This window comes from Streptosporangium sp. 'caverna', assembly GCF_003203775.1.
GTDB classification, from domain to species: Bacteria; Actinomycetota; Actinomycetes; order Streptosporangiales; family Streptosporangiaceae; genus Streptosporangium; species Streptosporangium subroseum.
On sequence record NZ_CP029711.1, the window covers coordinates 9201685 to 9214816 of the forward strand.

At 69.1% G+C, this 13132-nt stretch carries 8 protein-coding genes; 6 read left to right on the plus strand and 2 right to left on the minus strand.

All coding sequences use genetic code 11. From position 1 onward, the window contains the following. Positions 1-336: 336 nt before the first annotated feature. The 6 genes from DKM19_RS39550 to sppA all read left to right on the plus strand — a co-directional run bounded on the left by DKM19_RS39550 (position 337) and on the right by sppA (position 11053). On the plus strand, positions 337-1011 hold the full coding sequence (locus DKM19_RS39550; protein WP_162642105.1) for a Tat pathway signal sequence domain protein: 675 nt from the start codon (positions 337-339) through the stop codon (positions 1009-1011). Continuing rightward, positions 1008-2225, plus strand: a complete 1218-nt coding sequence (locus DKM19_RS39555) for a copper amine oxidase (RefSeq protein WP_239513834.1) — start codon at positions 1008-1010, stop codon at positions 2223-2225. The genes DKM19_RS39550 and DKM19_RS39555 overlap by 4 nt, the downstream gene beginning before the upstream one ends. 535 nt (positions 2226-2760) lie before the next feature. Next, the gene (gene glgB / locus DKM19_RS39560) at positions 2761-5046 is read left to right on the plus strand and encodes a 1,4-alpha-glucan branching protein GlgB (protein WP_110703012.1); all 2286 of its coding nucleotides are present in this window, start codon (positions 2761-2763) and stop codon (positions 5044-5046) included. 518 nt (positions 5047-5564) lie between these two features. Beyond that, positions 5565-7187 carry a glycosyl hydrolase family 18 protein gene (locus tag DKM19_RS39565; RefSeq protein WP_239513835.1) on the plus strand — a complete coding sequence of 541 codons (1623 nt, stop codon included), beginning with the start codon at positions 5565-5567 and terminating at the stop codon, positions 7185-7187. 149 nt (positions 7188-7336) lie between these two features. Then, positions 7337-9322, plus strand: a complete 1986-nt coding sequence (locus tag DKM19_RS39570) for a S8 family serine peptidase (RefSeq protein WP_162642107.1) — start codon at positions 7337-7339, stop codon at positions 9320-9322. Between the two features lie 30 nt (positions 9323-9352). Further along, complete coding sequence (gene sppA / locus DKM19_RS39575; RefSeq protein WP_110703018.1) at positions 9353-11053, plus strand: signal peptide peptidase SppA; 1701 nt, start codon at positions 9353-9355, stop codon at positions 11051-11053. Positions 11054-11352: 299 nt separating this feature from the next. On the opposite strand, the gene DKM19_RS39580 is transcribed toward sppA, so the two are convergent. Both DKM19_RS39580 and DKM19_RS39585 read right to left on the minus strand, forming a co-directional pair. Then, positions 11353-11832, minus strand: a complete 480-nt coding sequence (locus DKM19_RS39580; RefSeq protein WP_110703021.1) for a flavin reductase family protein — start codon at positions 11830-11832, stop codon at positions 11353-11355. A 345-nt stretch (positions 11833-12177) separates the two neighbouring features. After that, a complete protein-coding gene (locus DKM19_RS39585) occupies positions 12178-13095 on the minus strand; it encodes an ABC transporter substrate-binding protein (RefSeq protein WP_110703024.1) in 918 nt (305 codons plus the stop codon). Between the last annotated feature and the right edge of the window lie 37 nt (positions 13096-13132).

Below are 13132 nucleotides of genomic sequence, written 5' to 3' on the forward strand. Positions count from 1 at the left end.
GGAATCGCGCTCCACGCCACGCGCCGGATAACGGATAACCGGAAATCACCTCGCACTTGACCCGTCGCCATCCACGGCGGGACATGCGCGCCCCCTCGGGGCGAGCCCGAGATCACACATCCCGAGGGTTGAAGCCGCGCCGGCCCTTCATCTCACGGTCGACCACGGCGGAGAATCCGCCGGCATCGGCGGCGCCGAGCAGAACACAGCTCCCCACCTATCTCGCAAACCACATCGTCATACACCAATGGCGCAATACGCCGTTTGATCTGCCCAGACACCCCATTGCGGCTACCGTTCGCAGTCAAAGGTCAACAATGAGTAAAGAGGGCGCTCGTGGGGCGGAGACTGATGGTGATGGCGGTCGCGGGGGCAGGGATGATGACCGTCGCCGGGGCCGTGCTGTTCATACCCGGTGAGCAGAGGTCCCAGGCGGCGGGGTCCGCGCCCCAGGTGGTCGTGCAGGGGGATCCGCTGACCGCACAGGAGATCGCGCGGGCGAGCTCGATCGCGTCGGCGGGTTCCCGGGAGCACCTGGCGGCCGGGCAGGTCAAGCTCCTCTACGTCGAGCGCGACGACGACAAGGACGCGGACGAGCGACGGCGGGCCGACGCCTACCTGTACGACTACAGCGCCGACAAGCTCATCGTGCGGACCGTCGACCTCGACCGGGGCACGGTCGTCGAGGAGAGCGTGGCGCGAGGGGTGCAGCCGCCGCCGTCCAAGGCGGAGGAGGCGACGGCCGCCGAACTGCTCCTGGCTCACCCACAGTACGGCGGGGGCGTGCGCGAGTCCTACGCCAAGGCGGGGGGCAGGCAGCTGAGGTCCGCGGCCGACCTGGGCCTGCGCGGGCTGATCTTCACACCGGCCGGTGAGCGGGGGCCCGCCCGGCACTGCGGGATCCATCGGTGCCTGCGGCTGTTCGTCCGGCTGCCCGACAAGACGTGGCTGGACACCAGCCGGATCGTCGTCGACCTGTCCGCCAAGAAGATCCACACCCTGGAGTGGTGACCGTGTTCCTCCGCCTCGCCCTCTCCTGCGCCATGCTCGCCGGAGGCCTCGGCTCGGCACGGGCCGCCTCGACACAAGCCGCGCCCGCCGCCCGGGCCGTGACCGGCGCCGGGGCATCCGCATCGGCGGCGCATGCCGTACGGGCTCCGGCGGCCCCGTGCAGCGCGCCGTACCGGATCGACAAGACCCTGCCGAACGGCGCGCGCTGGCAGCTCTGCTGGGAGATGCGCAACATCGAGGGACTGGCCCTCACCAAGGTCGTCTACACGCCGAAGGGCAACCGGGCGGTCACGGTGCTCCGCAGCACCGCGCTGGCCCAGATCCACGTGCCCTACGACAGCGGCCGGCCCCGCTACCACGACATCGGGGCCCTGGGCTACAACGCCATCGCGCTGCAGTCCGCCGACTGCCCGGGGGGTGAGCGCCGCGAGCAGTTCGTCTGCGTGACGACGCGGGCGCGTGGCCACGCGTACCTGAAGTCCGACTACGACGGGCCGAACGCATCTGCCCAGGGGCGCGATCTGGTGGTGTTCTCCGCCTTCCAGGTCGGCTGGTACACCTACCTGGTCGAGTGGGCCTTCTCCGACGACGGCTCGATCACCCCGCGCGTGGGCGCGACGGGCTCGCTGTCCGGATTCACCACCACGCCCGAGCACGGCTGGCCGATCGGGGTGGGTGCGAGGACCTTCGAGACGAGCCACAACCACAACATCTTCTGGCGCCTCGACTTCGACATCGCGGGCAAGGCCGACGACCTCGTCGAACAGTACGACTTCTCAGGATCCGGTACGGCCAAGCGGAAGCTCGAACGCACCGCGTTCGCCAGGGAGACCAAGGCCGTCAACGGGCCGATGCGCTGGTGGCGCGTGGTTGATCAGAAGGTGCGCAACGCCGACGGGCACCGCGTCTCCTGGGAGATCAACAACTCCGACAGCTCCGAATACCGGGGCCCCGCCAACGAGGCCTTCACCCGCGCCGACGTCTACGTCAGCACCTACCGCTCGTGCGAGCGCCTGGCGACCGTCAACCCCTCTCCCGGATGCGCCAAGTCCGTCGACCGCTACATCAACGGTGAGCGGGTCAAGGATCCCGTCGTGTGGGTCAACGTCGGCTACCACCACGTCCCCCGCGACGAGGACGGCGACCTCATGCCGACCCACTGGCAGGGTTTCCGCGTCACCGCCCGCGACGTCACGGCCAAGAACCCTCGCTGATCCCCATCCGATCCCGGCCGCGGCGGTCCTCCTGAAACTCCGTGATCCGCAGGACCGCCGCGATCATCCTTGAGGTCCAAAACCGCCACCACCGCGAAGCCCCGGACGGACCCACGGGAGGAAGGGCCCGGTCATCGGTTCTGCTCCGTCCCGGGCTTCGACGATCCGTCCCGTACGGCCGGCGCACGACTCCCACGACGTGCGGGAGACTTCGGGAACACGACCTTCGATCGGTCTCGCGCAACCCTCGCGCGACTCTCGTGAAGTGCGGGACGCTTCGGGAACGCGGCACTCACGCCGCGGAGAGGCCGGACGGGTGCGGGTGGCAGTGGATCATACGGATGCACGGTCACCCTCTGTGTGATCAACTCAGTGCGCGGACAGTGGTTCCCTAAGCTTCAAGGGATGCCAATCGGGATTTTTCCGCCCACAAATCCGCACCTTTTCGCGACACGCATGGTGATAGCGGACAAGGGCATGAGTTGGGTGCCCGGGTACGGCAGGGTTAGGGATATCGATCTAGCGGGAGTGAGCCATGAACGCGGACTTGGACCGGCTGGCAGGCGGTGCACACCACGATCCGCACTCGATTCTGGGGGCGCACCTGGGACCGGAGGGTGTGACCATCAGGACGCTGCGGCCACTGGCGCAGAAGGTCCAGGCGGTCGTGGACGGCCAGGCTCACGAGATGAGACACGTGGCCCACGGAGTGTTCGCGACGACGCTTCCGGGCCTTGACAAGATCCCCGACTACCGGCTCCGGATCGCCTACGCCGGGGCCGAGCCGTACGAGACCACCGATCCCTACCGGCACTGGCCCACGCTGGGCGAGGTGGATCTCCATCTGATCGGCGAGGGGCGTCACGAGCGGCTCTGGGAGGTGCTCGGCGCGCGGGTCATGCTGCACGAGGACGTGCAGGGCACGGCCTTCGCCGTATGGGCGCCGAACGCGCGCGGGGTGCGGGTCCTCGGAGACTTCAACCACTGGGACGGCACCGCGTACCCCATGCGCTCGCTTGGCAGCTCGGGAGTGTGGGAGCTCTTCATCCCGGGACTGGGCGAGGGTGACCGCTACAAGTTCGGCGTCCTCGGCGCGGACGGGGTCTGGCGGGCCAAGGCCGACCCGATGGCCCGGCGCACCGAATGCCCGCCCGCGACCGCGTCGGTGATCGACAAGTCGGAGTACGGCTGGCAGGACGAGGAGTGGATGCGGCGGCGCGCCGGCAGCAATGCCGCGGCGGAGCCGATGAGCGCCTACGAGGTGCACCTCGGCTCATGGCGGCCGGGGCTGTCCTACCGGGATCTGGCCACCGAGCTGGTCGACTACGTGGTGGACATGGGCTTCACCCATGTGGAGTTCATGCCGGTGGCCGAGCATCCGTTCGGCGGTTCCTGGGGCTACCAGGTGACGTCCTACTACGCCCCGACGGCCCGGTTCGGCTCTCCCGACGACTTCCGCTACCTGGTGGAGCGCCTGCACCAGGCCGGGATCGGGGTGCTGGTCGACTGGGTGCCCGCGCACTTCCCGATGGACGACTGGGCGCTGGCCAGGTTCGACGGGACGCCGCTCTACGAGCACGCCGACCCCGCGCGGGGCGAGCACCCCGAGTGGGGCACCTACATCTTCGACTTCGGCCGCCGGGAGGTCCGCAACTTCCTGGTCGCCAACGCGGTCTACTGGCTGCGCGAGTTCCACATCGACGGGCTGCGGGTCGACGCGGTCGCCTCGATGCTCTATCTCGACTACTCGCGGCGCGAGGGTGAGTGGACGCCCAACGAGTACGGCGGGCGGGAGAACCTCGACGCGGTGGAGTTCCTCAAGGAGATGAACGCGGTCGCCTATCGGGAGGCGCCGGGCATCACCACCATCGCCGAGGAGTCGACGGCGTGGCCGGGTGTCTCCCGGCCGGTGCACCTGGGCGGGCTGGGCTTCGGGTTCAAGTGGAACATGGGCTGGATGCACGACACGCTCGCCTATCTCAAGCACGAGCCGATCTTCCGGCGCTACCACCACCACCAGATGACGTTCTCGCTGATGTACGCCTACTCGGAGAACTTCGTGCTGCCGCTCTCGCACGACGAGGTGGTGCACGGCAAGGGATCGCTGCTCGGCAAGATGCCCGGCGACGAGTGGCAGCGGTTCGCGAACCTGCGCGCGCTGTTCGCCTTCATGTGGGCCCACCCCGGCAAGCAGTTGCTGTTCATGGGTGGGGAGTTCGGTCAGGGTTCGGAGTGGTCGGAGGAGCGCGGGCTCGACTGGTGGGTGCTCGACTTCGACGGGCACAAGGGGGTCCAGCGGGTGGTCCGCGATCTCAACCGGATCTACAAGGAGACCCCTGCCCTCTGGGACATGGACACCTCCCCCGAGGGCTTCCGCTGGATCGACGCCGACGACGCGATGGGCAACGTGTTCTCGTTCCTCCGCTACGCCAAGGACGGCTCGGCCCTGGCCTGCGTGGCCAACTTCTCCGGCTCGCCGCACGACGACTACAACCTCGGTCTGCCCTATCCGGGCTCGTGGGAGGAGGTGCTCAACACCGACGCCTACGACTACGCGGGCAGCGGGGTGGGCAACCTCGGCACGGTGGAGGCGATCGACGAGCCCCGCCACGGCCTGCCGTACTCCGCCCGCCTGCGTGTCCCTCCCCTGGGCGCCCTCTGGCTCCGGCAGGTTCCCGTTCCGGCCTACGGGGTCCAGGCCGTCGACGAGAGCGAGCGGGACGTCCAGGAGGTCCGGGATATCCAGAGCGCTCAGAGCATTCAGAACGGGCAGAGCGGCCCGGACAAACGGAGCATCGGGGAACCGGCCGCGGAGGGATGAGCCGCAGCCGGTAACCTCCGCTTCCAACCCGCATTCGGGCCGGTCACACGACAGGTGACCGGCCCGTTTCATGTCTCGGTCGAACCGGTCACCCAACAGACGACCGGCCTGCCTCACGTCTCGGTCGAACCGGTCACCCAACAGACGACCGGCCTGCCTCACGTCTCGGTCGAACCGGTCACCCAACAGGCGACCGGCCCGTTTTATATCTCTTTCAGGCTGGTCACCCGATATTCGGTCGGCCTTTTTTGCGTCCAGCGCCCATCCGGAATTCGGTTTGTCACCCCACCGGGATCCGGCGCCCATCCGCGATCCAGCCCGCGTCCTTCCTGCTCCGCCGGTCATTCGTCGCGCTCTCGACCGGTGCGTGTACGTCACGCGGACGGAAAACCTTAAATCGGCCTTATATCGACGGGCAAGGCATTGACCGCCCGCGAACGAGAACCTACGCTCTGAGAACTAATAGGAAACTTTCCTATGAATACGGGGACTAGGCACCAACTGACCTGGAGCGACCCTTGCGACGAATTACCATCGGCTCCTTCATCGCAGCGGCGGCGCTGCTCGCCCCCATGGGGATGAACGCCGCGACGGCCGCCACTCCCGCCACGGCCACCTATTCCACCGTGTCCGACTGGGGCTCAGGCTTCGAGGGCAAGGTCACCGTGAAAGCGGGGACGAGTGCCCTGACGAGCTGGAAGGTCGAGTTCGACCTCCCCGCCGGCAAGTCGATCCCCTCCGCGTGGGACGCCGATCTCACCAAGAGCGGCGATCACTACACCTTCGTCAACAAGTCATGGAACGGGGCCCTGGCGGCAGGGGCCACCGTGAGCTTCGGATTCAACGGCGCGCCCGGCGGACTGACCGGCGTGCTGAACTGCAAGCTCAACGGCGGCGCCTGCAACGGCACCGGCACCCCGGACCCCACGCCGACCCCGACGCCGACGCCGACCCCGACGGTCACCCCGACTCCGACGCCCACCCCGACCCCGACGCCGACGGTCACCCCGACCGTTCCCCCGGTCTCGGGTAAGAAGCTCGTCGGATACTTCACCGAATGGGGTGTCTACGCCCGCAACTACCACGTGAAGAACCTGGTCACGAGCGGTTCGGCGGCGAAGCTGACGCACATCCTGTACGCGTTCGGCAACACCGCGGGCGGCCGGTGCAGCATCGGCGACTCCTACGCCGACTACGACAAGGCCTACACCGCCGACCAGAGCGTCGACGGCGTGGCCGACACGTGGGACCAGCCGCTGCGCGGCAACTTCAACCAGCTCCGCAAGCTGAAGAAGGCCTACCCGAACATCAAGGTCATCTGGTCGTTCGGCGGCTGGACCTGGTCCGGCGGCTTCACCCAGGCCGCGGCCAACCCGGCGGCGTTCGCCGAGTCCTGCTACAACCTGGTCGAGGACCCGCGCTGGGCCGACGTGTTCGACGGCATCGACGTCGACTGGGAGTACCCCAACGCCTGCGGTCTGAGCTGTGACGCCAGCGGCCCGAACGCGTTCAAGAACGTGATCTCCGCTCTGCGGAGCAGGTTCGGCGCCAACGCCCTGGTCACCGCGGCGACCACCGCCGACGGCTCCAACGGCGGCAAGATCGACGTCGCCGACTACGCCGGTGCCATCAACAACCTGAACTGGCTCATGCCGATGACGTACGACTACTTCGGCTCGTTCAACGCTCAGGGACCGACGGCCCCGCACTCGCCCCTCACCTCCTACACCGGCATCCCGACGGCCGGTTTCAACTCCGACGCCGCGATCCAGAAGTTCAAGGCCAAGGGAATCCCCGCCAGCAAGCTCCTGCTCGGCATCGGCTTCTACGGCCGAGGCTGGAGCGGCGTGACGCAGGCGGCTCCGGGCGGCAGCGCGACCGGCGCGGCCCCGGGCACCTACGAGGCGGGCAACGAGGACTACAAGGTCCTCAAGACCAAGTGCCCCGCCACCGGCACCGTCGGCGGCACCGCCTACGCCTTCTGCAACGGCCAGTGGTGGAGCTACGACACCCCCAGCACCATCGCCGGCAAGATGACCTACGCCAAGAACCAGGGTCTGGGCGGCGCGTTCTTCTGGGAGACCAGCGGAGACACCGCCAACGGTGAGCTCATCACCGCGATCGCCAACGGCCTCAAGTAATATTTCGAACACTCGGCCCTCCGTGTGCGTTACGCCGCGGGGGGCCGAGCCGTTTCTGAGAAGATCCTCTAAATCCGGGGCAAAGTATTCACCAGGGACGAATCGCTACCTAGACTCCGAATCGCCTGTTGATCTCCCCCGGAGGACAAGTGCGACTTCGAGCCCTCGTGGCCATGGCGATCGTGTTCAGCCTCGCCCCCGCCGTACCTGCCTTCGCCGGGAGTTCCCCGGCGCCCGCCCCTTCCGCGGCACCCACTCCCGCCACGACCGAGAACCCCCCGGCACCCGCTCCCTCCGCGGGGGCAGAGGATCCGTCCGCCCCTCCGAAGCTGGAGGCCGGCCTCGGTGTGGACACCGACGGAGCACGGGTCATCGTCGAGGTGGCGGCCCCCGCCGAGGCGGCCCCCGTCGCCGGGGAGGCGCGGCTGCTGCCCGACGCACAGGTGGTCCTGGAGCCGCCGGACACCTCCTTCATCGTCGTCCAGGGCACCGGCGAGTCCCTGACCCGGCTGGCCGAGGACCCTCGCGTCCGCTCCATCCGCCGGGACCGCGCCTACTTCCCCACCTCGCTGGCCTCCGGCCTGCAGGTGATCGGCGCGGACAAGGCGCACACCGCCGGGTTCAGGGGTGAGGGCCAGACGATCGCGATCATCGACACCGGGATCGACGCCGATCATCCCGACCTCGCGGGCAGCGTCGTGGATCAGGAATGCTTCTCCGTGACGGACGAGAGCGAGGGCGCCCAGTCGCTCTGTCCCAACGGGCAGGAGACCGACTCCGCATCCGCCGACGCCAAGACCTCCGCCTGCCTCGACGCTGGGGTCAACCTGTGCGACCACGGCACCCACGTGGCGGGCATCGCCCACGCCGTCGCGCCCGCCGCGAAAATCGTGGCGATCCAGGTCTTCAGCCGGATCGACGACTGTGACGAGGGCGGCGCCTGCCTGACCGCCTACGAGTCCTCGCTCCTGCTCGCCCTCGATCGCGTCGCGGAGCTCAAGAACACCATTCCGGGTCTCGTCGCGGTGAACCTCAGCCTCGGCGGCGGCCTCTACGAGGGGGCGTGCGACGCCGAACCCGAGCTGGAGGCGATGAAGACGAAGGTCGAGGCCCTGCGCGCCAAGGGCGTGGCCGTCGTCGCCGCCGCCGGGAACGAGGGCGCCCTCGGCGCCGGGGCTCCCGGCTGCCTGTCCGGCGCGGTGACCGTCGGCGCGACCGACGACGCCGACCGCGTCCCCTACTGGTCCAACTACGGCTCCGTACTCGACCTCTTCGCCCCTGGCGTCGACATCGACTCCGCGGTGCCGAACAACGGACACCAGGTCTACAGCGGGACGTCGATGTCCACCCCGCACGTCACCGGTGCCATGGCGCTGATGGCGCAGAAGTCTCCCGGTACTCCGGACGCGCTGCTCGACCTGCTCAAGGCGGCGGGCCGCCCGATCGTCTACGACGGGGTGAGCACCCCGCGTCTGGACCTGGGCGTCGCGATCGCCGGGGACGCTCCCGATCCCGCCGTGACCCAGAACCCCGACCCGGGAGACGGGTCCGCCCCGGGCGACCCCGACGACGACCTGGCGGGCGACCCGAGCCCCGAGCCGAGCTCGGGTCCCTCCCCGGTCGGCGACCCGCCGGCCGCCCCCGCGCCGGAGCCGATTCCCCTGCCGCAAGTCACCGTCACCGTCACCGTGACGGCCACCCCCGCCGCTCCCGCCGCGGCGCCCGTCATGTGCAAGCGCGGCACGTCCAAGAAGACGCTGACCGCCGCGCAGTGGGCCGTGGAGATCACCCGAGGCAAGGGAACGCTGCCCGACGCGACGCTCGCCTGCTATCTCGGCATGACCGCCAAGGCCAGCAAGGTCTTCTCCGAGCTCACGCGCGTCTCCACCCTGGGTACGGCCTACCGGGTGCTCAAGCCCGCCAAGAAGACCGCCAGGGCCGGCTTCGAGAGCGAACTGCTCGCCGCCTGGCTGAACTGGGCCCATGGCGGGGTCAACTTCACCGCGAAGGTCGGCAAGACGACCACGTTCAGGGACGCGCTCACGTCGGCGGAGAAAAAGCGCCTGAAAGGTACTCCGTCCTCCACAACCACCTTGCTCCTGAGAAAGCAGGTGAACACCCGTCATGCGATATAAGTCGGCGATGTGTCGCTTAGGGTGAAGAACATGGACGCGACCAAGGTGATCATCGACACCGTCGACCGGTACCGGCAGCGGCGCACCGCTCCACTGGTCCTAGAGCTCGACCTCACCGAGGGCCTGACCCAGGGTCCCCCGGCGGATCCGCTGAGCGCCATCCTGTCGATGCGCAGGACGAGCCTGGCCGATGTGCTGTCCGGGCTGAAGCGCGGAGGGAAGGACCCCCGGGTCAAGGCGCTGGTCGTCAAGATCGGCACCCAGCCGCTGGGACTGGCGATGGTGCAGGAGCTGCGCCAGGCCGTGACCAGGTTCCGGGCGGCGGGCAAGCTGACGATCGCCTTCGCCGAGACCTTCGGCGAGTTCGGAGCCGGCACCGTCCCCTACTATCTGGCCAGTGCCTTCGAGCGGGTCTACCTGCAGCCGTCGGGTGACGTCGGGCTCACCGGCGTCGCGATGGAGCAGCGTTTCCTGCGGGGCGCGCTGGGCAAGCTCGGCGTCGAATACCAGATCGGCCAGCGGCACGAGTACAAGACCGCGGCCAACACCTTCACCCAGGACCACATGACCGACGCCCACCGCGAGTCGATGGGCCGCATCACCGAGTCGGTCACCGAGCAGGTCATCGCGGGCATCGCCGAGGGCCGCGGGCTCGACCCCGCGAAGGTCCGCGAGCTCATCGACCGGGGCCCGTTCATCGGCGCCGAGGCGGTCGAAGCGGGCCTGGTGGACCGGCTGGCCTACCGTGACGAGGTCTACGACGAGGTCAAGCAGGCCGTGGGCGACGACTCGCTGCTGCTCTACGTCGGCCGCTACGCCAAGAACCTGATCGCGAGGAAGCTCCCGCATCCCGGTGAGCAGACCGTCGCGCTGGTCCACGGCACCGGCGCGATCCGGCTTGGCCGCAGTGGCCGCAGCCCGCTGGGCGGCGGTGGCGCGATGGGCTCCGACACCATCTGCGCCGCCCTCCGCGCGGCCCGCCGCGACGACAACGTGAAGGCCGTCGTCTTCCGGGTGGACAGTCCCGGAGGCTCTTACGTGGCCTCCGACGCCATCTGGCGCGAGGTCGTGCTCACCCGCAAGGCGGGCAAGCCCATCGTGATCTCGATGGGCGACCTGGCCGCCTCCGGCGGTTACATGGTCTCGATGGCCGCCGACGCGATCGTGGCGCAGCCGGGCACGCTCACCGGTTCCATCGGCGTCTTCGGCGGCAAGGCCGTCATCGGCGGGCTGCTGGAGAAGCTCGGGGTGTCCTCCGAGACCGTCGGCGAAGGCGCCAACGCCGGGATGTTCTCCCCCACGAACGCCTTCTCCGAGGCGCAGTGGGCGCGGGTCAACGCCTGGCTCGACCGGGTCTACGACGACTTCGTGAACAAGGTGGCCGAGGGCCGCGGCCTGCCCCGTGAGCGTGCCCACGAGCTGGCCAAGGGCCGGGTCTGGACCGGCGCCGACGCGCGCGAGCGCGGTCTCGTCGACGAGCTCGGCGGTCTTGAGGACGCCCTCGCGCTGGCCCGGAGCAAGGCCAGACTCGCCGCCGACGCCCCCGTGCGGACCTATCCGAGGCTGAGCCCGCTGGAGCGCCTGCGCCCGGCGGAGTCCAGCGAGGACAAGTCCGCCGCCCTGGCCCAGGTCCGCCTGGAGGCGTGGGGCCCGATCGCCCACCTCGCCACCGAGCTCGGCCTGCCCTCGTACGGTCCGCTCATGCTCCCGGGCGGGTGGACGATCCGCTAGCGCGACGACCACGCCGGGTCCGGCGGCCCATGACATCACGTGATGTCGTGGGCCGCCGGAGACCCGGCCGAGATTCAGGTCACCGCACCCGGCGGACCGTCTCGCCCTCTGGGAGCGCGAGCAGCCGACAACCCTGCGTTCGGCGGGCGGGGAACAGGGAACGCTCTCGCCCTCTGGGAGCGCGAGCGGCCCGAGTTCCTCGCGGGCCGGCAGGCCGTGCCGATCACCGTGAGAGTCCACCGCGAACGCGCCCGGAGTGACGGCGCGGCGAGATCGTGCCGACGGAGTCGTGCCGGCGATCAGGCGGTGGGCCGGTAGCGGCCGCGGAACCGCACGAGCGGGAGAAGTGCCGAGTCCACGTAGTCGACCGCGAGGACCTTGGCGATGAAGAGCGTGTGGTCCCCCGCCGGGACGACCTGGACCGTCTCGGCCTCCAGGGCGGTCACGCCGCCGTCCACGATGAGCGCCCCGCTCAGCTCGCCCCGGTGGTGCGGCGTCCCCGCGAGCAGGAGCCGCGCGCCGGGACGGCCGGCGGTGGCGAAGCGGCTGGCGATCGTCTTCTGCCCGGTCGACAGCACACTGGCGGCCCAGCGGTCGTGGCGGAGCAGAAGCTCGTTGAGATAGCGGGTGTTCTCCATGCTCACCATCACGAGCCGCGGGTCCAGTGAGACCGAGGTGAAGGTCGCGACCGTGGTCCCCACGTCGTCACGCTCATCCTTGACGGTGATGACCGTCACGGCGGTCGGCACCTGGGCCATTGCCTCGATGAACTCACTCATGCCGGTAATCATCCCGGAAACCGGTGTCACCCTTGGCATCGCCCGTGAACGGGACCCCGGCAGGCCCGACCAACCCCGTGGGCCCGGATAACCCCGGGAGCCCGTACAGGCACCGCGAACACGGCGGCGCATGACGGTCCACGGCATCCACAGCGGCACGGCATCCACAGCGGCACGGCGTCCGCGGCATCCACAGCACCCGCGGCGTCCACGGCACCCACGGCACCCACGGCACCCACGGCACCCACGGCACCCACGGCGGAAACCGTACGGCCCGCGCCGGTGGAGCGGTGCGGGCCGTACGGGTGGATCAGATCGAAACAGGAGGGAAGCGATCAGGAACGACTAGAGCAGACCGTTCTGCGTCAGCCAGTCCTTGGCGACCGTGGCGGCGTCATCCTTGTCGATCGCCACCCGCTTCATCAGCGCGAGGAGACCGGGGGTGTCGAGCTTGGCCGAGACCGCGTTCAGCGTCGTCGTCACGGTGTCGTTCACGCCGGCCTTGTTGACCAGGGGCGCGATGTTGTCGGCGGCGAAGGCGTTCTTGTTGTCCTGCAGCGAGACCAGGTCGTTGAGCACGATCTTCGGGTCGGTGGTGAAGACGTTGCCGACCTGGACGGTGCCGTCCTTGATGGCGTCGGCGGTGGCGTCGCCGGTCTTCTTCCACTCCTTGAACTCAAGGCCGTAGGTGTCCTTGAAGTTCGTCTCCTGCCGGGACTGGAACTCCGGCGGGCCGCCGACCGTGTAGCCCTTGGCGACCTTGACGAGGTCCTCGATCGTGGTGAGGCCGTCCTTCGTGGCGGTCTCCTTGGTGACCGTCAGCGAGTTGTTGTCCTCGGCCGCGGCGGGCTCCAGGACCTCCAGCTCGGCCGGGAGCTTCTCCTTGAGCCCGGCGACGATGTCCTCCTTGCTCTTCACCGTCGTCGTCTTGTCGACGAAGGCGAGCAGCGAGCCGATGTACTCCGGCAGGATCGTCAGGCCGCCGCCCTTGACCTGGTCGAAGAGGACCTCACGGCTGCCGATGTTGAGCTTCTTCTCGACCTGCACGCCCTTGGCCTCCAGGGCCTGGGCGTAGATCTCGGCGAGGAGGACGTTCTCGGGGAAGTTGGCCGAGCCGACGACGACCTTCCCCCCGGCCGCGGGCGCGGATCCGGAGGCCGCGGGGCTCGCGGAGGCGCTGGTGAGCGGGTCGCCGCCACCGCACGCGGTAAGAGTGAGCGCCGCGGACAGAATGACTGCCGCGGTGCTGAAAAGGCGCTTCATCGTACGTTCCCTTCCAAAGCGGGGGGTAATTAGGAGA